This window comes from Colwellia sp. 6_MG-2023, from assembly GCF_030547765.1.
Taxonomy (GTDB): domain Bacteria; phylum Pseudomonadota; class Gammaproteobacteria; order Enterobacterales; family Alteromonadaceae; genus Colwellia.
In genome coordinates, this window is record NZ_JAUOPP010000017.1 from 23157 (window position 1) to 45126 (window position 21970).

The 21970-nt window shown below is 35.1% G+C and carries 19 protein-coding genes; 3 read left to right on the forward strand and 16 right to left on the reverse strand.

Annotation, left to right across the window (positions count from 1 at the left end; translation table 11 throughout):
- Positions 1-130: 130 nt before the first annotated feature.
- From Q4503_RS11755 to Q4503_RS11780, 6 genes are all read right to left on the reverse strand, one after another.
- On the reverse strand, positions 131-865 hold the full coding sequence (locus tag Q4503_RS11755) for an SDR family oxidoreductase (RefSeq protein ID WP_215972820.1): 735 nt from the start codon (positions 863-865) through the stop codon (positions 131-133).
- A gap of 330 nt (positions 866-1195) precedes the next feature.
- Positions 1196-1654: a GNAT family N-acetyltransferase gene (locus tag Q4503_RS11760; protein WP_303602381.1), complete on the reverse strand. Its 459-nt coding sequence runs from the start codon at positions 1652-1654 to the stop codon at positions 1196-1198.
- Between the two features lie 8 nt (positions 1655-1662).
- A complete protein-coding gene (locus tag Q4503_RS11765) occupies positions 1663-2208 on the reverse strand; it encodes a histidine phosphatase family protein (protein ID WP_303602382.1) in 546 nt (181 codons plus the stop codon).
- A 77-nt stretch (positions 2209-2285) separates the two neighbouring features.
- Positions 2286-2630 carry a 5-carboxymethyl-2-hydroxymuconate Delta-isomerase gene (locus tag Q4503_RS11770; protein WP_215972817.1) on the reverse strand — a complete coding sequence of 115 codons (345 nt, stop codon included), beginning with the start codon at positions 2628-2630 and terminating at the stop codon, positions 2286-2288.
- Positions 2631-2713: 83 nt separating this feature from the next.
- A complete protein-coding gene (locus Q4503_RS11775) occupies positions 2714-4597 on the reverse strand; it encodes a methyl-accepting chemotaxis protein (protein ID WP_303602383.1) in 1884 nt (627 codons plus the stop codon).
- A 475-nt stretch (positions 4598-5072) separates the two neighbouring features.
- On the reverse strand, positions 5073-6566 hold the full coding sequence (locus Q4503_RS11780; protein WP_215972815.1) for an acetyl-CoA hydrolase/transferase family protein: 1494 nt from the start codon (positions 6564-6566) through the stop codon (positions 5073-5075).
- Between the two features lie 692 nt (positions 6567-7258).
- Here Q4503_RS11780 and msrA point away from each other — a divergent pair.
- Complete coding sequence (gene msrA / locus Q4503_RS11785) at positions 7259-7849, forward strand: peptide-methionine (S)-S-oxide reductase MsrA (RefSeq protein WP_303602384.1); 591 nt, start codon at positions 7259-7261, stop codon at positions 7847-7849.
- A gap of 231 nt (positions 7850-8080) precedes the next feature.
- Here the strand turns inward: msrA and Q4503_RS11790 are convergent, their stop codons facing one another.
- The 9 genes from Q4503_RS11790 to Q4503_RS11830 form a co-directional block, all read right to left on the reverse strand.
- Complete coding sequence (locus tag Q4503_RS11790; protein WP_252727455.1) at positions 8081-8221, reverse strand: hypothetical protein; 141 nt, start codon at positions 8219-8221, stop codon at positions 8081-8083.
- 76 nt (positions 8222-8297) lie between these two features.
- On the reverse strand, positions 8298-8903 hold the full coding sequence (locus Q4503_RS11795) for a GDSL-type esterase/lipase family protein (protein WP_303602385.1): 606 nt from the start codon (positions 8901-8903) through the stop codon (positions 8298-8300).
- A gap of 51 nt (positions 8904-8954) precedes the next feature.
- Entirely contained in the window at positions 8955-9281 is a 327-nt protein-coding gene (locus Q4503_RS11800) for a YceK/YidQ family lipoprotein (protein WP_303602386.1), read from the reverse strand.
- 128 nt (positions 9282-9409) lie between these two features.
- Positions 9410-9778 carry a DUF1304 domain-containing protein gene (locus tag Q4503_RS11805; RefSeq protein WP_303602387.1) on the reverse strand — a complete coding sequence of 123 codons (369 nt, stop codon included), beginning with the start codon at positions 9776-9778 and terminating at the stop codon, positions 9410-9412.
- Positions 9779-9837: 59 nt separating this feature from the next.
- Positions 9838-10494, reverse strand: a complete 657-nt coding sequence (locus Q4503_RS11810; RefSeq protein WP_303602388.1) for a Bax inhibitor-1 family protein — start codon at positions 10492-10494, stop codon at positions 9838-9840.
- Positions 10495-11150: 656 nt separating this feature from the next.
- Positions 11151-13535, reverse strand: a complete 2385-nt coding sequence (locus tag Q4503_RS11815) for a DUF1566 domain-containing protein (protein ID WP_303602389.1) — start codon at positions 13533-13535, stop codon at positions 11151-11153.
- Between the two features lie 255 nt (positions 13536-13790).
- A complete protein-coding gene (locus Q4503_RS11820) occupies positions 13791-14261 on the reverse strand; it encodes a low molecular weight protein-tyrosine-phosphatase (protein ID WP_303602390.1) in 471 nt (156 codons plus the stop codon).
- Between the two features lie 262 nt (positions 14262-14523).
- On the reverse strand, positions 14524-16674 hold the full coding sequence (locus tag Q4503_RS11825; protein WP_303602391.1) for a TonB-dependent receptor: 2151 nt from the start codon (positions 16672-16674) through the stop codon (positions 14524-14526).
- Positions 16675-16923: 249 nt separating this feature from the next.
- Positions 16924-17586: a tRNA-uridine aminocarboxypropyltransferase gene (locus Q4503_RS11830; RefSeq protein WP_303602392.1), complete on the reverse strand. Its 663-nt coding sequence runs from the start codon at positions 17584-17586 to the stop codon at positions 16924-16926.
- An 87-nt stretch (positions 17587-17673) separates the two neighbouring features.
- Between Q4503_RS11830 and rrtA the strand changes: the two genes are divergently transcribed.
- Complete coding sequence (gene rrtA / locus Q4503_RS11835; RefSeq protein ID WP_303602393.1) at positions 17674-18291, forward strand: rhombosortase; 618 nt, start codon at positions 17674-17676, stop codon at positions 18289-18291.
- A gap of 201 nt (positions 18292-18492) precedes the next feature.
- On the opposite strand, the gene Q4503_RS11840 is transcribed toward rrtA, so the two are convergent.
- Complete coding sequence (locus Q4503_RS11840) at positions 18493-20979, reverse strand: prolyl oligopeptidase family serine peptidase (protein WP_303602394.1); 2487 nt, start codon at positions 20977-20979, stop codon at positions 18493-18495.
- 290 nt (positions 20980-21269) lie between these two features.
- Here Q4503_RS11840 and Q4503_RS11845 point away from each other — a divergent pair, with 290 nt between their 5' ends.
- A complete protein-coding gene (locus Q4503_RS11845; RefSeq protein WP_303602395.1) occupies positions 21270-21857 on the forward strand; it encodes a YchJ family protein in 588 nt (195 codons plus the stop codon).
- The last annotated feature ends 113 nt before the right edge of the window (positions 21858-21970 follow it).

The following is a 21970-nucleotide window of genomic DNA, read 5'->3' on the forward strand; positions in this document are numbered from 1 at the left end:
TGTCGTTTGAAGAATAAGATTTAAAGTAGCTCAATAAAAAATCGATTAATTTACATTAATCGATTTTTAATGTTCTCTGATTCGCGTTATACAAGTGTAAATCAAAGAATACCCTTATTAAATCAACGCTCTACACTGATATATCGCTAGTAATAATCGCATCAGAGAAAGACTGATAAGCCGCTTCAATTTGCTTTGCAACAGGATCTGGAAAGGTATGAAAATCGCCATTATTTAGCGCAGTAATAATGGCCTCTGAAACCACTGTTGCCTCAGGTGCACCTTCAAAACCAGCTAAATTCCCCATATCAGTACCAATTGGACCTGGATGAACGCTCAATACACGAATACCTTTATCAGACCATTTATCTTTCAAACCCTGGGTGATCGAATATGCCGCGGCTTTAGATGCACAGTAAGTCGCAATATCACCAAACGTTTTTACAGAAGCAATTGAGTTTAACTGCACTAGCACACCTTTATTGCGCTCTAAAATATCTGAAAATGCATTGGCTACACGCATCAAACCAAAAACATTAACATTGAATTGATCCTGTAACGACGCTTCGGCATTTTCACTTAATGGTGACGTAATATGCATAATACCTGCGTTGTTTACTAGAATATCAACATCGCTAGCTTGAGTAGCTAAATGTTGAATAGATGCTGTATCAGCAACATCTGCAGCTAAGGTAACAACTTTATCACCATATTGTGCTTCAATTTCTTTAGCTGACTCAGGCTTACGTACAGCAAGATAAACCTTAGCAGCGCCATTAGTAATAAGTGAGTCGACAATTGCTCTGCCAATCCCACGGTTAGCCCCAGTCACTAATGCTACTTTACCTTTAATTAAATCGTCCACTTTTTGCTCCTATTGAAAATTAAAAAACACCAACTGTACCAATCGGTAACTTGCACCGAATTCTATACCGATTGGTACAACAGGTCAATTATCGTTATAAATTTATATAAGATTTAACCATGGTTGAAAAACAAACAATTAGTGATTAAAAGACATTGAAGTTAAATTATGACATCTGATAGTAAAGTCTACATAAGCGCTTCCCTAACAGAGCTAACGGACTAATGGACTAATGGAACTAACGAAAAGTATGATGATGTGGATAAACAAATACTGTTTTTATAAGGCGTGTGCGAACAAATAGCTTGAAGTTAACCTTCTACTTTGTAGTTATTGTTGCACCATATATAAGCAATTTGCTAATGCTATTTTTTCTGGATAAGCGGTAATACAAAAGCCAAGCTTGGTATAGGCCTTAATTGCATTTTTATTATGAGCTAAAACAAATAGTGAGCATGATTGCGTATTTAAATCTGACTTACCTAAAACGCTCAACTGACTTATCAAACTAGCAATAATTCCTTTCCCACGAAAGCGAGGATTAACCACTAACCTGCCAAGGTGACACTTACCTAACCTTAAATAATATTGTCCAAATGCTAACAAATCGCCTTCGTTTGAAAACATCGAAAATGACGCTAAAGTATTAAGCTTTAAATCACGTTTAAACGATTTTAGATCAAAGGGATAGCTAAAATTGGGGCCAGACCAAACCGTGAGCTCCTTTTCACTCGTAAACCAAGACATTAACTCAATAAGTTGCAGATCAGTTGGTGTTGCTAATTTCATAATGTTCATCAAATTTTAAGGCGAGTAACACCCCAGTAATCATTACTTTTAGATGTTAACGTCCAACCGGCTTGAATAAGTGATTTTCTAATATAACGATTCATAAATCCATGGCCAAACAATACTACCGTGTTTTGCTTATTAGCTGCTTTTATTAATTCGCTCGCCGCAATATTAGCGCGCTGTTTGGCTTGTTTAAAAGTCTCAAATGAACCTGTAAAACCAAACATCCATAGCACTCTACAAAAATATACCCACTGCCAAGCGGTTAAGCTAAATGGCAGTTTGTATCTAGGTATATCCATTTCTCTATAAAGCCTATTAATTTCATCTGGTTTTTTACCCACGTAAATATTTGTAGAGTGTATTGCTCGTTTTAAATCACTTGATATCGTGTACTGTGATATGTAATTAGTATTTATACTTTTAGGCCGGCTATTATCAGCAACGTCTGAAAAATTATATCGCCTGATCCATTTAGCATACTCAGCAGCATTCACCATCGGATTGTTGGCTGACGTTGGCTTCCCGTGTCGAATTAAAATGATTTCCATAAGTAACTTAACATTTATAAATTCTTGTAAGATTAAAAATAGGCTGCACTACAACATAGCATTAAAAATAGGCTGCACTACAACATAGCGCGATTACAATAAGTAGCCTTTTCAAAGTCACTAATGTTCATTGCTATATTAGGGATCTCTGGAAACAAAAGCACTAATTTATTAACTACTTGTTTCGATAAATTTGCCTTTTGCTCTGTAGTTCGTCCTTGCATTATATGCGCAAATACATGAATAAAATCTTCACGTTTATTCGCTACAGAATATTTTTTAAATGGGTTCATTCTGACTTTTATATCACCTTCATCAAACAAACCTGTAGAGTTTGCAATAAGATGTATCTGTTCAATAATAAATTCTTCATCGTGATATTCAAGGACGCTTTCTGAGCAGTCCATTACAAAATGTGGCATTAACTTTCCTTACTATGATTTATATTACTTACGAACCTATAAAGTTTTAATTTACAGATTTATAACACTATCAGAGTTATTCATTAACTCAATTTAAAACGACTGACTAAATTAACCAATTGAGTATTCTCTGCTAACAATTCATCTGTACTTGCGACCGTTAATAAACCGTTTTCGGTCAAGCTGACTACCATTTCTTGGATTGAAGCCATATTTCTATTTATTTCTTCTGCTACATGACTTTGTTCTTCAGAAGCCGTGGCGATATGAGTACTCAATTCATTGATTTCAATAATAGAACCCGCCATAGCATCTAAACCTGTCCCAACCAATAATGTATTGTCGGTAGTTGATTGACAACTTTCTTTCGTTAAATCCATTGCTTTAACCGCCAGTGCTGCATCGCTGGTTAATTTAGCAAGTAAATCATTGATTTCAGCAGTGCTCGATTGCGTTCGTGCAGCAAGAGAGCGAACTTCATCCGCTACAACTGCAAAACCACGTCCTTGTTCACCTGCACGTGCTGCCTCAATTGCAGCATTTAAAGCCAATAAATTCGTTTGATCAGCAATTGCGCCGATAACACTTAATACCGATACAATTTCTTGTGTATTATCGTTCATGGTATTAATACATGCTGCTGCAGACTCAACTTCATTTACTAAGGTTTCTACACTTTGTGAAGATGTAAGCACCAAGTTTTTAGATGATAAAGCTTCGTCACTTGCTTTTTTGGTACTTAATGCTGTTTGTTTCGCATTATCTGCAACCGTACTGGCAGAAGCACTCATCTCAGTAATTGCGGTCACTGCTTGTTCGGTTTCACTACTATGTATTGTTAGAGATTGAGCATTTAAATCTGACATATTTTTAAGTTGATCAATTTCTTTTGAAATATGATCTGATGAAGCTAAAATTTGAATCATCATTGATTGTAACTGGCTGATAAACGTATTAACTGATTCAGCGATTTTTGCTAAATCGTCATCTCCTTTAACCTCTATACGATGAGTTAAATCACCATTACCTTTAGCTAAATCTTCAACTCTTTGTTTTAGCGTTATAATTGGTGTATATATTTTTGATAGAGTAAAAATTAACAGTATCACTGTTAATACGATTAAGATGAATGTGGTTAACATGGCAGAAAACAATAGTTCATCTAAAAAGGCGAAAGATATCGATTCATCAATATCAATAACAATGTGCCATTTACCACCGCCAAGTAAGTCTAATTCAGAGTATGCAGCATAATGTTTATCGCCATCATCTTCATAACGATATGTGCCACTGCTAGTGGATAACACTTTTTGTTCAATATTTATTAACGCTTTATTATCAGAAATTCTATCACCAAAAGCTCCCTCTCCTGATGTACTAATAAGCCCACCCTTACCATCATAAAGGCTTACATTAGCACCATAAAAATCAACATTATTGATAAAGGCATTTACAGCTTCTAGAAATATGTCCCCACCAATAACACCATTGTTTTGGACATCTAAAAAACTAAACATATATTTATCAGATATACCTTGGTCAAAATATATTTCTGTCATCATTAACCGATTGGCAGATTTAGCATCTTGATACCATGCTTCTTGCTTAGCATCATAGTCCTTAATAACACCTGCATTACCAATAGTTAAGCCATCACTGTCTGCAAAATTAATAGCATCTAAAGGTGTGGAAGCCACCAGCAGTTTAGCAATTTCTATTTTTTTATCTGTATCATTACTATTAAGCTGCTCTTTCGCATTAGAGACAACAGTCATACTGTTAGTTAGCCATATATTGATATCATTTTTGATACGATTAATTTCTGAACTTGCCTGTTGCTCAACCCTAGCCATACTTTTATTGCGATTATTAGTATAATCAAGCCAATTAGTAACCAACAAAGAAACGGCCACTAACAGCGTCGAAGCCAACATTATTCTTTGCTTAAACCCTATTGAAATACTCATGATTATTTTCCTTAAATACTATAATTACAATTAGTTGGACTTATTGAGCGGAGACTATTCACTATCATACAACACTATGTTAATAATTAAATAATATTATATAAGAGCATTTAATTTATTTTATAACACCCGTATATTTTGGTATTCCATAACGTTGATCATACGAGTTAACTGTGAAATTTTATCCATAGTGGATTATGGCTAGTATTAAAATGGCAGTAATGTTTTCTTTGATTTATCTCATGAGTGTTTAATAATTCTCTTATTTAATTCACTTTCTTTAATGCAGAGTTATACAAATTTATCTATTGCTATTGTATAAATATATGCCGTTATGCTTAAGCGCCATTAATTTTTATTTATAGAAACTTAAACTTCATTTATAAAAAAAGCTCATTTTATTAAATAAAATGAGCTTTTTATGAGACTAAAAAATTTTATATCGTTAGTTGCTAACATCTAGCATTATAACGAATTAACTTTTTTTCATTGTACCTGTAGTTTCAAGGCGAGTATGCCAGCTGAAAGCTTCTTCAAGTAAGTGAGGGGTATGTCCACCACGCTCACAAGAACGCTCAAAGTAATCTAACATTGCTTCACGATAATCAGGATGAACACAGTTGTTAATAACTTCTACTGCTCTTTCACGTGGAGCTAAACCACGTAAATCAGCTAGACCTTGCTCTGTTACTAAAATGTCAACATCATGCTCAGTATGATCAACATGGCTAACCATAGGAACAACACTTGATATTGCACCGTTTTTAGCAATTGATTTAGTTACGAAGAAAGAAAGGTTTGCGTTACGAGCGAAATCACCTGAGCCACCAATACCGTTCATCATTTTAGTACCACAAACATGCGTTGAGTTTACGTTACCGTAAATATCAAACTCTAATGCTGTGTTTATTGCAATAATGCCTAGACGACGCACAATTTCAGGGTGGTTAGACATCTCTTGAGGACGTAAAACAAGTTTGTCTCTATATTTTTCTAAGTTATTAAATACTTGTGAATTACAACGTTCAGATAAAATAATAGAACAACCAGACGCAAAGTCTAGTTTACCTGCATCCATTAAATCGAATGTAGAATCTTGTAAAACTTCTGAATACATTGTTAGATCTTTAAAGTCAGAATCTAATAGTCCCATCATTACAGCATTCGCAATGTTACCAATACCTGCTTGTAGTGGCCCTAAATTTTCAGGAAGACGTTTTTCTGCAACTTCTTGTTCAAAAAAGTTAACTAAGTGTTTTGCAATGTTTGCCGTATCTTCATCAGGGTCAGTAACCGTAGAGAATGAATCACTTTGGTTAGTGAAAACAATACCAGCGATTTTTGCTGGATCAATAGGAATAGCAGTACTACCAATACGATCATCTACTTTCACTAATGGAATTGGTGTTCTCGTTGGACGGTAAGAAGGAATATAAATATCGTGTAAACCTTCTAACTCTGGCTGATGCAACGTGTTAATTTCAACGATTATTTTTTTAGCGAAAATAGCAAAACTTGCAGAATTTCCTACAGAAGTTGTAGGGACGATGTGTCCATCTTCTGTAATTGCAACAGCTTCGATAACGGCTACATCAGGTAGAGGCAATTGTTTATTACGCATTTGCTCTACAGTTTCAGATAAATGTTGATCAATAAACATTACTTGACCATTATTGATCGCTTTACGTAATGTGTTATCTACTTGGAATGGCATACGACGTGCTAAAACACCTGCTTCCGTCAACAGTTTGTCTAAATCATTACCTAATGATGCACCTGTCATTAGATTGATTTTCATAGGGTTTAATTTTGCTTTTTCTGCCAATGCTTTAGGAACAGCTTTAGCCTCTCCTGCACGAGTGAAACCACTCATACCGACTGTCATTCCATCTTCAATGAAATCACAAGCTTCTTCCGCCGACATTATTTTTTGATGTAACTCACTATTTCGAATGCGTTCTAATTGCATATTCAACCACTTTTATTTTTAAGATTATAGAGATTTTATGACGTATGTATTATCTATGAGGTTTTTACTGTTCAGTACATATTAGATTGCTAGTATGTCATTTTGCGAATTAGTAATTAACATAGAGAATGAATTTACCCCGATAAAACAGACACATTTTTTACGCAATTAACTGCTTGAAATTATTTTTTTCAACTGCGTAATAACTTGTACTAAAATGCATCCTTGTCGTATTTTAGTAAGGCCGTATTGTAGTATTTGTTAATCTAACTGCCAAGTGTTCCATGCGAACCTCAAGGAAACTTAGATAATTTTTAATAAATTTTTTTTGACTTAATAAAATAACAAAAAACTTGAAACCCTTGTTATTAGTAACCTTCAGAGACAGCCATGTTTTTTTAATCATTCATTTTTGATGCATAATTTTTTTTTGAAATTCATAAAAAAATTAGAACTTTTACTCTATTTTTATAAATTTCAGTACTTTTTTTATGCAAACAAAAAAACAAAATGGTTAATATTCATACAAAAAAAGCCCTGCTTTCACACGTTGAATTTGTATCTTTTTTGTTCATTCAAATATAAAAAATTACTCTAACTTTTCATTAAAATTTAACTGTTATTGAAATATTTTTTATCTAGTTAAGGTCTATTAATTACATCTATATAAATATTAATTAGAGCGAAATTTTATGAAAAAAATACTTGGATTAGTTTTATCAACATCGTTACTTTTTTATACATCCATAGCGAATGCAGATAAGGCCATTTTAGCTGGCGGTTGTTTTTGGTGTATGGAATCTGACTTTGAAAAATTACCCGGCGTTACCTCGGTTGTTTCAGGTTTTACTGGGGGAAAAATAAAAAATCCCACTTACCAAGGCGATCATCGCGGACATTATGAGGCAGTGGAAATAACGTATGATCCAGAAAAAGTAAGCTACCAAGGCATATTGGACCATTTTTGGGTAAATATTGATCCCTTTGATGCCAAAGGTCAGTTTTGCGATAAAGGCTCAAGCTACCTAAGTGCCATTTTTGTTGCTAACGATCATGAAAGAACATTAGCTGAACAGACAAAAAAGGCAGTTGTGGCAAAGTTTCCTAATCAAACGGTCGTAACTCCAATTTTAACTGCTAGTACTTTCTATCCGATTAAGGGCGCTGAAAGCTATCATCAAGATTTTTATAAAAAGAGTCCTGTTCGTTATAATGCTTACCGTTGGGGATGTGGTCGAGACAAACGGTTACAAGAAATTTGGGGCGAAAGCGCAACTCACTAGTAATATGATATAAAAGCATTAGAGAATATAATTCCCACTATATTATTAAAGATCAATATAGTGGGATAATAAGTAAATATTAGCTAAGCAAGGTTCAGACTATGCACTAGCTTTCGCCCATACCGCTGATTCATTACCATAGGGGTCAGTAAGTTGAAATCTAAGACCGCCAGGAAAAGAGAACATAGGTTTAGTAATTTTCCCTTCCACTGATTCAACAAGACGTAGAAATTATTCAAGGTTATCGCTTAGTAACACTAGCAAAGCAGATCCGCTAGCTGTTGTTAGCGTGAAGTCTGACTGATAAAAACCACCATCAATTCCTTGATTGGTAAATGCCGTATACTCAGGCCAGAAATCTACAAAGGACAATACAAATGCTTGCTCAAAAAAAACTTATACCAGTTTCATTGATTGAGCACTCCCTGATAGATATTAGTTATTTACATTAAATAATTTGAATTTTAGCGGCCAGGTTTAACGCTAATTGACGATAACCTTTGTCATTTAAATGGACACTATCTGACTTCATACTTCGCTGCTTAAGTAAATCAGGTAAACTTTTTAGATCAGACACCAACATATACTGGCTCGCTAACCTTTCATATAAGGGTAACGTTGATAAATTGATTGAAGGTTTGGGCACACCAACTAACATGACTTCTGCGCCATAAGACTGAATCAACTCAATCATCTGTGCCAAATTATGTTCAAGTTTTTCTTTGGATAAACCTTTAAGAATGTCGTTTCCACCATGGCATAAAATAACAAGGCTTGGTGTTGTTAATTTAAGTGTTTTGTCTAACCTCTGTAGACCTTTACTACTTGTTTCACCAGGTATACCTTCATTGATTACCGTGATACCTAAGGTTGTTTGTAAAATATTTGGATAACTCTTATTTACTGTCCCCCCCGTGCCTTTAGTAAGGCTATCACCAAAAGCAAGAATGACACTGTCTTGCGTTAATTTAATTGTTTTATTTTGCCCTGAACAACCAACAATAACAATAAACAAAAAGATTAAGATAACAATTGATTTAAATCGACAATACATATAATGAGTTACTCGCCCTTTGTGTACTTAGTAATGAAACTGAAGTTTTTATTAATTAACCTTAATATCGCCCTTTTCAGCCTGCATAACGATGGTATAGGGTAAAACAACTGTATCTGAAACGGCAGAGAAAACCGTATCAATAAACACTAAGGGAACATTATTAACAGAGCTACCTATGTTTTTTTTGTTACTTGGTTCCCCGTACATAAGAGAAAGGTTGTATGAAATACCACTATAAATTCTTGGTATATCTTTACAATAACTTTTCTTGCCAAAATGAGAGATATTAATATGGTTATTGTAAGGATTAATCGTTTTAATTGTTGCACATGAGCATATAAACAAAGTGAACAAAAAAACAGTGAGTACTTTCATATCTGCTTACTTCTTAGGTGAATAATGGAATAAGGTATTATAAAACTAAAGCTAATTTAAAATGGAAAAGACTGTAAATGTGATGCTTGAATGATTTATTTGCAAGCACCACCGAGCCTAACACACTATTAATGAACAGTTTTACGGGAACTGATAATCACAAAAATTAGCGCAATTAATGCTGGTAATCCTTGTGTAAATATAATGCTCATTTTTGCAGTAAGGCCACCAAATATACCGGCAACGATGACACAAGATAAAAAGAACACTTTAATATCAGAACGACTGATGATCAGCCCCCAAAACAAGCCCACGGCAAGAAAACCATTATAAAGACCTTGATTCATAGCAAGCACTGCTGATGATTCTGCGACTTCAGGCGTCATCAAAAATATTTTTTGCCCAATAGGGTGATTCCAAAAAAACATTTCTAAAACTAAAATGCCAACATGGCTTATTGCCACAAAAAAAACAAAAATATTTGCTAATAATTTCATATATATATTTTCCATATTCTCTCGATTGAGCAATTCGTTATTTATTATTAGTTCAAATACTATTTTCTGCCCAATATTCTTAGTATACGTATAAATAAATTAATAATATCCATATATAAAGCCGCGGCACTATCAACCGCGTTATCGCATGTTTTTGGGATCGCATTTGCTCTTGCCCAATCGTAACCAATATAACCACAGAAAATAACGGCAACAATCCAATCTAAAATGCCATGATGCGTATTAAATATAAATATCTCAATTAGCTCTACTACAATCACACAAAACAGAGCAATAGTAAGCCCCCCGGCTATTTTATTAAAAAACGCAGGATACATTGAACCTAACAACATCATAACAAAGGTTACCATGCCCGTAACTCTTATCGCTTCGAGAACAATGTCGGGGTTATATTGACTAACGACTAAATTAATAATTAGCCCAAAAGGAACAACCACAAAATTGTAACCAATAAAGCTAACTAATGGACTGTCAGATTTACGAAACAAATAAATACCGAAAAAACACGAGGCAAAATAACCAATAAAAAAAACTATTGGATTGATATTACTAATAGATTCAACTGAAATATTTTGCACCATAAACCAGTTAATGGCAAAACCCCATATCAGCGTCAAACCAATAACTAAGTTGTAAGTTGAAGCGCCTATTATTTTGTCACTCGTTTCTGTTCTACTAAATACATCTACATCCATTTCATTTCCTTATTTACATTAACTTCCCATAAGCCTAATCAACTATTTTATTGAAAAACCCATTACTGTATGTTTTGTTTTAGCGTTATTCATAGCTTAACGTTATATTTTTTAAAGTACAAAAGCATAATCGGTATTTCTATCGCTGCATAAGTTAACAGCGTAAACCAAAACCAGTTTACTGGATAAAATAACAAGTTGAATTGATGCCCACTTTCCCAGTAATTAAATCCAACAACGCACAAAGCAAAGCCTGATGTAAAAATGTCATAAAAAGAAATTCTATTAAAGCTGTTGCCTGCTAATTTTGGATAGATAGAGAAGTACGCAAGTAAAATAATAATTAAATTTAAGAATAAAATTGATAGCTCTGCTGAATACATTTTATTAAAACTCCTAATAACGCTAACAATAGGTAAAAAGCATAACTATATTTCAACCTGTGATGAAACGTCTTTATGCTTATTAATTTTATTTGTGAGGGCTTTAAGGTACTAGCCTAAACTTTGCAAACTAGGATAATTCACCTTGCAATACAGCCACAAAAGATGACTGAAATTGCTGCATAGACACGGTTATCATCTTTGTTATCCCCAACATTATCAGTAAAAGGTAGCATAGAAACCGCCGTAATTAGTAAATAAATCAATAATATTTTAATGATCACCTTTCGGTGGTCCGGTTGGTGCTTCATATGCGCTGATGAAACCATCGTTATTTTTATCAAAATGCTTAAAGCGTTGTTCACCCGCCTTAAACTCTGACAATTCAACCTTATCATCATTATTTTTATCAAAGCGATTAATGAATTTATTGCTACTATTTAGCGATTTTTCTGTGTTTTTCGATATAGAATTGCTTAGTGATGAACTGCTTTGTAATGAAATAGGATTGTTATATTCACTTTTTACTTCTAATAACTCCCCTGTTGCAACATTAACTTCGCCACCACGAACTAAACGTACATAGTTTTCAACGCGAATCATATCACCTTGTGGACCTCTAGACATTGGCTCGCCCGTTTTCGGATCACTACGCTGCGACCCCGCACCATGAACGTCCATTGTTTTACCTTGCATTTCACCTAAAGCTTTACCAAAAGCAACATAAACAGCACCTGATTCTGGTACAGGGCCATCAAGGTGAGTCGTTGAACTCCAATAGTACGGATAATCTAGCTCACCACCTTCATTTTTAATTGATGAAGCCTTAAATATAGGGTCTATCGCTGCTGAATTTGAGGTTTCTGGTGAACGTGTATAATCAACAATACTTTGTAGCTCTTTAGCATTAGGTAAACGCCAATCATTGTAACCAGCTAACGTCGATTGCTGTGCATATTCCAGTGCCTCTTGCCAGTTTAGTCCTTGCGTACTATCCGCTTGTTGCCACATTAGTGTTGTTGCAGTGTCTGATACCGTACCATCATTATTATCAACAAAACTGTTTTTGCCGTAATCAGTATTAGCTCGTACAAACCTAAAGTACATTTTATTAGCTGCTTTGCTACGTGGATTATACTTTGGATAACCTTTAATACGGCCATCAACAAAATTAACACCAAAAACTGTATCATCATTTTTCATTGTTTTAGCAACATACTCAGTACTCGACCAGGTTTGCGCGTCTATCTCACGTTCGCCCGAACTTGTATCACCAATAGGTTGAGTAAAGAATCTTGTGTCTATAAAAGGATAAAGCGCTTTTTCGCCTTTCACACTGCCTGAAAATTGAATTAACGAATAAAGCTCTTTAATTGTAGGTATGCGCCAGTCGCTATAGCCACCTAATTTCACTTCATTAACTTTTGTTAACGCTTCCTCAAAAGATAGTTTCTGTCCCATATCTTTTTGCCATACTAAGCTTGTAACATTATCGGTTATAGTGCCGTCATTATTGTCAGTATAAGACGGTGCATTAATGATATAACTCGCATCTTGCCCGAAAAACTTATCCTTATCCGCCGGTAATGAAATAACATCATTGTTGCTATAAGCAATTCGTTGCCCAGTATCAACAATACCGTAGCTGCTATCTACTTTAGGCAAGTTAGGAGTTGATATTAACGGTGCAGTTGGCACCGAAACAATGCCTGCTTGTATAACCATTAAGTCGTCACCAAAAATTACATTACCACGGTAATTCTTTTGAATTTCTTTTAAACTGGCAACCCTATCAACCGTAGTAGCATTAAAATGGGTATACACTAAATTTTTAACATTCGCTTGCACTGCCATACTACTTGAGTCGGCTAAATTAAGATGGGCACGCTCTGTTGACTGTTTCCCTTTACCACGAAGGCTTTGACTACCATTTTTATTAACTTTATTGCCTTTATTCGTATTACGACGTCCATCTTTCATTACCATACCGCCTGAATCTATAATCATAAAATCGGCATTTTTGGCTAGTGTTGGTAACTCGTCAGAATAAGTAAGATCTCCCGTAATAACAACCGCTTGATCTTGATAGTCAAAACGATAAGCAAGGGTATAAATAGTATGTGGTACCTTCAACGTAGTAACAAGAATATCGCCAATCTTAAAGGATTCCCCACCGGTTAAATCATTCACTTCAAAGGCTTTCACACGCTCTGAAATTTTTCGATTAGTTTTACCTAAGCGGTATGAGATATCCTCTTCATAAAAGTTTAAATTTGACTCGGTAAGCGTAACAGTATTAGGCGGCCCCACAATGTTGAAATCACCTCGCCCTAATAACAAACGGATGAACATAGGTACAAATTCTTCATTATGATCAAGATGATGATGAGTGAACATTAATGCAGAAAGGTTACGGACATCAAAACCTAATTTATTCAAATTAGCCTGTGTGCCGTTTCCCATATCGACTAAAATATGGGTATCACCTGCTGAAATTAACGTACTAGCACTTGCACGGCTTTCATTATAAATCGGCGAACCTGAGCCAATAATGGTCGCGGTAAGTTGCTCAGCAGCATTAACAGTTGGTAAAAATATAAAAGCGGATAGAAATATCGCAAACCCCGATAGAAGTCGCGTAATGATGGTTTTTTTCATAGTAAACACCCAATATTGCAAGAATATAATGATTTCATATTCTTTAACTTGGGTGACTATACAAAGCTATGCAGTTGTTTTCAGGTAATTTACAAAACTTTACTCAAGCCAATGATGGCTATGGTTTGTGTAATATAAATAGAAAGTCACAACTGAGCAGATTAGTTTTCTTCAGTTCACTAATAGCTAATATCTTAAACATAATGCTATAAGATTTTGCACAAGCTGTGAAATCAAAAAGTGATATGAAAACACTTACTTTAACTGCTTTAGTAAACCATCACTAGCATCTTCAACTAAATCTAGAACAAAACGAAAACCATTAGCGCCACCGTAATAAGGGTCTGGTACTTCCTCTTCGTCATGGTTATCAGCGAAATCTAAAAAAAGTTTAGCTTTATATTGTAAGTGCTCAGGAGCAATTTTATGAAGTTCTGCTAGGTTTGCATTATCCATTGCTAATATAAGATCGAAGTTATCAAAGTCTTGTACTGTCACTTTTCGGGCTTTAATACCTTTAAATGAATAGCCACGTTCAACACCTACTTTTTGCGCTCGATGATCAGGTTTTTCTCTAACATGAGCACCTACAGTACCAGCTGAACCAACCTTTAATGATAAACCTTCCGCTTGTGCTTTCTGCCTAAAAACAGCTTCAGCGCTTGGTGAGCGACAAATATTGCCCATACAAACAAAAAGTACACTCTTAACTGCTTTATAATTCATAAACTTATCAACCAATATATATATTTAATATGTAATGTTTAGCATTTACCATGCGACATCCATTATTGCGTTATTTTCGCTTTCACAGAATAGAAAACACTTTGCTCTGTCTTCTATCAATATAAAAGGGGAAAACTAAGCGTGTAATAAATAGGTGCGCAATAAATTTACATTACATTAACATAAGTAATATAAATCATCACCATGAAAAAATGGCTTAGGTATGATTAAAATACAAACTAATTTAAGCCATTCACTCTGTTTAAAAAGAAATAGCGGCACCTATGTGTAATGCACGGGGCTGACCACCAAAGAAACGGTATGTTCCAAAGGCGAAGTCAGCCCTACTTGCATATTGCTCATCCGTAAGGTTTTCTATTCGCGCAAATATACGCGTATTAGGATTGAGTGCTAGTGAGGCTCTAAGTTGTAATAAGTCATGTCCGGCATAGTTATGTTCGTTAGCAGGATCTAAATAATATTCCCCCATATGTAACCATTCTAGTTCAAGTTTACTGCTATCTGTAGGCTGCCAAGCAAAGCGAACATTAGCCATTTGTTCTGGAGCTGTGTCTACTTTATTACCTTTAATAACGCCACTGCTGGCTCGATCAAACTCATACTCATGCTGACCATAACTATAATTAACGGCCACACTAAATTGCTCAGTTAAATCATAATTAATACTCAGTTCAAGCCCTTTATGTGAGGTTTCACCATCCGTAACATTTAAACCGTCGTCATCACGAAAAAAGAAATTGTCTTTATTCATGCTATAAATAACAAGTTCATAAGTGAGGCTATTACTTATTCCACGTAAACCTAGCTCTAAACTGTCAAGTTGTTCAGCTTCAATTTCACCAACCAACTGTTGGTTTTGAAGTCGGTACATGTCGGTTGTTTGCGGTGCTCTAAAGCCTTGTGACCAACTACCAAAAAATGCAATTTTGTTATTTAATCGATAATTAAATCCTAATTTAGTACTAGTATTATTAAAACTATCGTTATTATCACTAGGACGTTTAAATAAACAAGCTATAGGCTCGTTATTACTATTTACACATGCACTGCCGTCGGCTTTAGTCGTGCCATCGGCAATTAAATTATTATATCGATATTGAGTTGCATCAAAGCGGACACTACCGGTAAGTTGCAATTGTTCTGTTAATTGCCAATCTGTTTGGATATAAGGAGCAATAATTGAGGCATCAACATTATAGTCATAATGTAAGCCTTGTTGACGTGCTTTACCAAAGCTATAGCTGTCAGGCTGTTGTTGAGTTTGTGTTAACTCCCCTTCTGTCCATTCCAGATCAATACCCATTACAACAGCAAGGTCTTGATCGATCTGCCAATGATAGTTATTTATCATGCCCACACTATAATGACTATTTTCTTCAATAGCCTTTGACGGTAAATAATGCTGGCTAAACTCCATTTGGTTAAGTCGAAAATATGGCGTTATAGTGAAGCTGCTGTCTGCGCTTAACTCTCTCTGCCAACTTGTTGCGACACGAACTGACGACCATTCACGATAGGCATCGCTATCACAATTTTTTTGCATGGCGTTAGTATCTTTGTAAAGTGTTTCATCTGAATAAATTGAGCTATAGCATTCATTGCCATTGTCTCCAGAGGATACAAACCCAGCGGTATTCTGATCAAGCACAAAACCAGCAATGACCGTTTTGAAATGATCATCTCCGTTAACATAATCATGACGAAGTCCCAATTTTAAAGAGCGAAAGTCACTATCATCACGGTAACCACCATCATCAACAACTTGAACACTAGCACTAACACCTTGATTATCTGATTCGCTACCAATTGTTCCCTGCAGTTGATACCTGTCGTTAGGCCCAGCAAGTAGTGTTACATCCCCACCATTTTTAGGAGCTTTAGTTAGAACATTCACCACGCCATGAACCGCATTTGATCCATAAATTGCACTGGCAGGACCGCGAATTATTTCTATTTCTCTCGCCTGAGCTAAGTTTAACTCTGACAACGCATTATTATTAGCAAAGCCGGCTGCTCGGGTAGCAACACCGTCCTCAAGAAATAAAAAAGCGCCTGCAGCGCCTGGACCACTTAACACCGGAGAGCGTAACGAAGGTAACGTTTCCATACCATTATTAGTTTGTATATGAACGCCTGTTGCTCTGTTTAAAATGTCACTTGGATGAACAGCGTTAACTAAAGCAATATCATCACTTGATATACGATCGATATTACCGGTTAGTGAGAGAAGTTCTGATTGATGACGCGTACCGGTAACAACGATAACCTCTGCTATATTCTTACTATCATTCGACGTGGATAACACTGTTTTATTAGTAGCAGCTAAGGTTGAACAACTAACCATAGATAAACAAACCGTGCTAACAACTGTTCTGGGGAATCCTGATAACATCTATACTGTATCCTTTAAGAGGTATTGCGGGAAAAATAGCACTTTAACAAAGGGAGTTGTTACTCGTAAACACCTGTTTTATTCGATGAAAGGAGAATATATTGAATATTCGTAGATTACTAATTAACAGTAAACTCACCGTAGATAATGTTAAAAGGGGTTTAGAAAGCATTTAATGACAGTTATTATTTATATTAAAACAGGAATAATGAAAAGTTACGATGGTACTTAACACTAATATTAAAACTGTTACCCTCTAAAAGATAACTGAAAGTGATTGAATTTTATAAAATTATTTAGCATAGGTTGATAATTACCACAATCGATATTATCGACTCCTACCGTATTCAGCCTTTTGTCTGCTGTTGTAATTTTCATTTCCCCTTCCAATAATGCTAATGCATAACAAGTTGCTTCTAAACTCGATAACGCATTTTTTTTGGCGACTTTACGAATTAAGTATTGCCCATTATTCGCCAGATAATCAGGTAAACTGACTTGTGACAATGAATGTAGGTTTTTAGACAACATAAACATACGGTACGACTTTTTCCAGGTGCCGTCGAGTACCAGTAACAAAAGCGGCTTAGCCTTATTTGTTTGTGTAAGCTTACCTCCATTCTTTTTATCAGGTAAAGAGAGAATTTGTGAGTGTTCACCAGGATAAAGTAGTAAAACTTGATGCGACGCTAATATTTCATTCAGCTCAGTGTGATGAGTAAAGTCTTCGCCTACCAGTACTTTACAAGATGTTAGCGAACCATTTAATAAAGCGACAGTGCCTTTACTTTGTTTAACTTCATTCGGATGTTGTAATACTAACAAAGGCGTTTTATTGTGTGTTTCTATGATAAAACGACAAATACAAGCGCTTGTGGGGCGTTGGCATTGTGTGCATAAATTTCTGGCCATAAAAGAAAAACATCAAGAATCTTAAAATTAATAGGCTAACATTGTATACTCAACTTTCAATGAGTTCAGCCTAAAGCATCAACATAAATGCAATTAAGTTCTTTTCCATTTTCAAAACAGCACGTGCTAATGGTATTAATTCTTGCTGTTATTTCAATTGTTGCTTTTGCTGCTGAGTTTTTCATTAATGATTCTGTTACTCAGGTATTCGTTTATAACCGTAATTTAATTACTCAAGGTGAAATATGGCGATTATTCACAGGACATTTATTACACACTAACGGTTATCATTTATTGCTCAACTTAGCCGCACTAGTTCTGCTTCGGGCATTACATGGGCGTTTCTACACCATTAAAAATTATTGTGCTTTATTTACTTTCTGCGCCTTCATTACCAGCATGGGTATTTATTATGGCTCACCGTCATTAATACAATATGTTGGTTTATCTGGTGTATTACATGGCATATTTGTGTTCGGGGCGATAATGGATATTGCTGCAAAAGATAGAACAGGTTATTTACTTTTTATCGGCGTTTTTATGAAAATAGCTCACGAACAAATTTATGGTGCTAGTACCGAGGTCAGTGATTTAATTGAAGCGAGTGTTGCTGTTGATGCGCATTTATGGGGCGCGATTGGTGGATTAGTATTTACGGTGATTTATTTACGTTTCTTTCGTTTTAAAACCATTACTATCGATTAGTGAAATAAACTCACCTTTCACGCCAAAAGCCTAACGCTTTTAATTCACGTATTATCTTCTTTTCTAAATAATTATTTTGTTTAAAAAAAAGCTTTTTAGCAACCACTGATGATCGCTAAAAAGCTTTATAAACTACTTATCTTATCCAATTTGGTTTAACTAATTTAGCTTAGCTAATTGGTTTTCATTATAAATTTATCTTTATAATGTATTTTCAAACAACTTATAAATACGACGGTATTCATTCAACCATGAACTCGGTTGTACAAAACCATGTGGTTCAACCGGATAAATAGCCGTTTCAAAGTCTTGTTTTTCTAATTCAATTAAACGTTGAACTAAACGAACAGTGTCTTCAAAAAACACATTATCATCAACCATTGGTGCGTTAATTAATAAGGGTTTAGTTAAACCTTCGGCAAAATAAATAGGTGAACTACGCTCATAAGCAATGGCATCATCTTCAGGAGTATTTAAAATATTAGACGTATAACCATGATTATAATAAGCCCAATCTGATACTAAACGAATAGCTGAGCCAGATTCAAATAACGTAGGGTCTGTGAACATTGACATTAATGTTAAGAACCCGCCATAAGACCCACCATAAGTGCCTACACGCTTAGCATCTACGTTAGCATTGTCAACAATCCAGTTAACACCATCACGCATATCTTCAACTTCAACTTTTCCCATATGTCTATAAATACTAGTACGCCAATCTCGGCCGTAACCTGCTGAAGCACGGTAGTCCATATCAATAACCACGTAGCCTTGCTGTACTAACATTGAATGAAACATGAATTCACGGAAATAACCAGACCAACCAAGGTGAGAATTTTGTAAGTACCCAGCACCATGCGTAAACATTACTGCTCGGTTTTTCTCAGTTGTTTTGTCATAATTCTTAGGTAAATAAACACGCGAGTAAATCGGCTCTTTTTGCTTGCTTGACGGTATAGCCACAATACTTGGTGCAACCCATGGTAAAGCTTTAAATTCATCAGAAACGGTATGCGTTATTTGTGTAGCTGGTGCATTTGACGTTAATGATTGAACATATAATTCTGGCGGCATAGTTAAGCTAGAATGTTCAATAAGCAATGCAGATTCGTCAGGACTTAAAGCATAGCTATTTTGACCACCAAGATCTGTTAATGCCGTAACATTGTTAGCCAAATCAACTTGGTAAATTTCATGTATACCAGGATGTTTTTTATTGGCTTTAAAAATAAAGCGTTTTTGGTCTTTTGTTAGAGTAACGTCACTTACTTCAAATTTACCCGACGTTAGCTGTTTAGTTTTACCATTATTTAACGTTTTGTAATAAAGATGAGAATAACCACTTTCTTCTGATAAATAGTAAAGCGCGTCATTTCCTACCCAATCAAATTCGTTAAAGCTCCAGTTAATCCAAGCATCATCTTGTAACTCGTGCTGATTAACTAAGGCTTCTTTTTCAAAATCAACAGTAGCTAACCAACGAGTTTTGTTGTCCCAAGCTTCTAACATTAAAGCAACTTGGCTGCCATCGTCGTTCCATTTAACAGGAAACCACATTTGTAATAAATGAATATTTCTAGCCGTTTTACTACTTTTATAGGTTTTTCCTTCACGTGCATAGTTCTCTTTTTTTACTGCTGCAAGCACATCAGTATCAAAATTAGGCAGTGATTCGTAGTTCAACGCCACTTTTTTACCTGCTTTTAAATCGATAAAAAATAGCTCTTCTTTATACTGACGGTTATTAGCCACACGAGCGCGTACTTTTTCAGCGGCAATCACGCCATCTTTAGTAACATAGTTTGGCATAATATCCGAATCATCTCGGCTTGATTTAGCCTCAGTAATACTCACAAATAATTTATCACCCGCTGGCGACAAGCTTGCGTGGCTTACTTGATTATCTTTACCAAAATAATATTTGGTTTGTGTCACTGTCGTGTTTTGTGCTGTTAAGCTGTCTTTTTGTTGCTCTTTTAATTCGCCATTACGTTGCTGTAATGCAATGTAGTTAATCAGTTTATGCTGTTCTTTAGCTAAGTAACTTGTAGGTGCTTCAATACCTTTAGGTTTTTCAGCCATTTGTAAGTTAGCTAATTCAACAACCTGCCCGGTGACTAAGTCATGTGCATAAAAAACATTGTCGATACGGTAAGCGATTTTTCCGTTAGTTAAAAATAACGCATCACTTTCATTGGCAGAAGTATACGTAATCTGTTTTACTGATTTAGTCGCAACATTTTTAACAAAAACATTACCTTCAAAGCTATAAATCTCAAGACTACCATCGCTATTACTTTTTGCATTGCTGTCTGCAACTTTATGTAGCTCAGATAAACTAACTTGCTGTGCTTGTGAGCCTGAGCCTAAATTTTTAACCCAAAGATCTCTTAGCGGGTTACCTAACTGTTTTTGTTTATAGAAAATGGTATTGCTATCATCACCCCAATACCAAGATTCAGGCGCACGTCCAAACCAGTCAGGATCTGACATGATTTTTTCTAATGTGATTTTTTTTAATGTAATAACTTCATTATTATTGGTTACATCACCACTATTGCTTGTAGGTGATAAAACAGTGGCAGGCGATTTTAACGAAGTTGAGCTAGTTTTTGTGGTATCTTCAGTGCTTGCACAAGCAACTAAAGAAATACTTAAAACAGCCGCTATTAAGTTTAATTTCATAAAGTTATAGTCTCTTAATTTGAGAGTAAGAATTAATATATTGGATTAATTTATTCACGTGTTCACAGTTATACTAATCAAATAGGAATTGATCAATACTCATAGGAGAATAGAGTATTGTAATTTTTTGCGAAAGTGTAAGGGAAAACCACCAGTAGCCTGGTTTCTGCGATAAAACTCGCTAAATAACACGAAAACCAAGTTAAGGTTAACAACAATAAAAGCTATAATAAAACGAATCCTAATTCATTAATCACTAAAGTCCTATTTTTTTGTATGTGTAGTCCTCTATGTTAACTAATAATCCCTGTTTTTGCGGCTCAGAAAAAAGCTTTGCTAATTGCTGCCAAGTTTTTATTGAAAATAATGAAATAAAAGCAATATATCCTGAGGACCCTGAACAATTAATGCGCTCACGCTTTAGTGCTTATGCCTTGGGAAATGGTCAATACATTTATGACACTTACGCCAAAATAAGCCAAGCTTCACAGTCGGTGAAAGAAATTAATGATTGGGGGAAGTCTTGTACATGGATAGCACTTAAAATTCATGCAATCAACAATAATTCAAGTACAATATATAATGAATATTCTGATCAATTTGTTGAATTTTCAGCTTTTTATATAACAAATAATACTCTGTGTGAATTAAGAGAAAACTCACGCTTTATTCTAGAGCATGTTTCATCAAACCCCGTTACCTTAGAGAATAATGCTGAAGAAAGACAAAACTTACAATGGCGTTATATCGATGGTGAAATTATTGAACATAGCGAACTAAAGCAAATAAAACGAAAAGATTTATGCCCTTGCAATAATTACCCTACTGCCTGGTCAATAAAAAAAGGCAAAAAATTTAAACAATGTTGTGATAAGTGAGCAATTGACGAACATTCATAAGAGTTGTTAGAAAATAAAACTACTAATTTTCAGACTCATCAATTAAGTTTTAACTTAAGTAGAGGTAACGCAGATTTAAGAGTTATTTAAAA

Coding starts and splice junctions, on each gene's coding strand:
- Q4503_RS11825 (WP_303602391.1), bottom strand. CDS start 16,674: ATGTTATCAGGATTCCCCAGAACAGTTGTTAGCACGGTTTGTTTATCT.
- Q4503_RS11820 (WP_303602390.1), bottom strand. CDS start 14,261: ATGAATTATAAAGCAGTTAAGAGTGTACTTTTTGTTTGTATGGGCAAT.
- msrA (WP_303602384.1), top strand. CDS start 7,259: ATGAAAAAAATACTTGGATTAGTTTTATCAACATCGTTACTTTTTTAT.
- Q4503_RS11795 (WP_303602385.1), bottom strand. CDS start 8,903: ATGTATTGTCGATTTAAATCAATTGTTATCTTAATCTTTTTGTTTATT.
- Q4503_RS11805 (WP_303602387.1), bottom strand. CDS start 9,778: ATGAAATTATTAGCAAATATTTTTGTTTTTTTTGTGGCAATAAGCCAT.
- Q4503_RS11765 (WP_303602382.1), bottom strand. CDS start 2,208: ATGGAAATCATTTTAATTCGACACGGGAAGCCAACGTCAGCCAACAAT.
- rrtA (WP_303602393.1), top strand. CDS start 17,674: ATGCAATTAAGTTCTTTTCCATTTTCAAAACAGCACGTGCTAATGGTA.
- Q4503_RS11770 (WP_215972817.1), bottom strand. CDS start 2,630: ATGCCACATTTTGTAATGGACTGCTCAGAAAGCGTCCTTGAATATCAC.
- Q4503_RS11845 (WP_303602395.1), top strand. CDS start 21,270: ATGTTAACTAATAATCCCTGTTTTTGCGGCTCAGAAAAAAGCTTTGCT.
- Q4503_RS11840 (WP_303602394.1), bottom strand. CDS start 20,979: ATGAAATTAAACTTAATAGCGGCTGTTTTAAGTATTTCTTTAGTTGCT.
- Q4503_RS11760 (WP_303602381.1), bottom strand. CDS start 1,654: ATGAAATTAGCAACACCAACTGATCTGCAACTTATTGAGTTAATGTCT.
- Q4503_RS11780 (WP_215972815.1), bottom strand. CDS start 6,566: ATGCAATTAGAACGCATTCGAAATAGTGAGTTACATCAAAAAATAATG.
- Q4503_RS11830 (WP_303602392.1), bottom strand. CDS start 17,586: ATGGCCAGAAATTTATGCACACAATGCCAACGCCCCACAAGCGCTTGT.
- Q4503_RS11775 (WP_303602383.1), bottom strand. CDS start 4,597: ATGAGTATTTCAATAGGGTTTAAGCAAAGAATAATGTTGGCTTCGACG.
- Q4503_RS11800 (WP_303602386.1), bottom strand. CDS start 9,281: ATGAAAGTACTCACTGTTTTTTTGTTCACTTTGTTTATATGCTCATGT.
- Q4503_RS11815 (WP_303602389.1), bottom strand. CDS start 13,535: ATGAAAAAAACCATCATTACGCGACTTCTATCGGGGTTTGCGATATTT.
- Q4503_RS11810 (WP_303602388.1), bottom strand. CDS start 10,494: ATGGATGTAGATGTATTTAGTAGAACAGAAACGAGTGACAAAATAATA.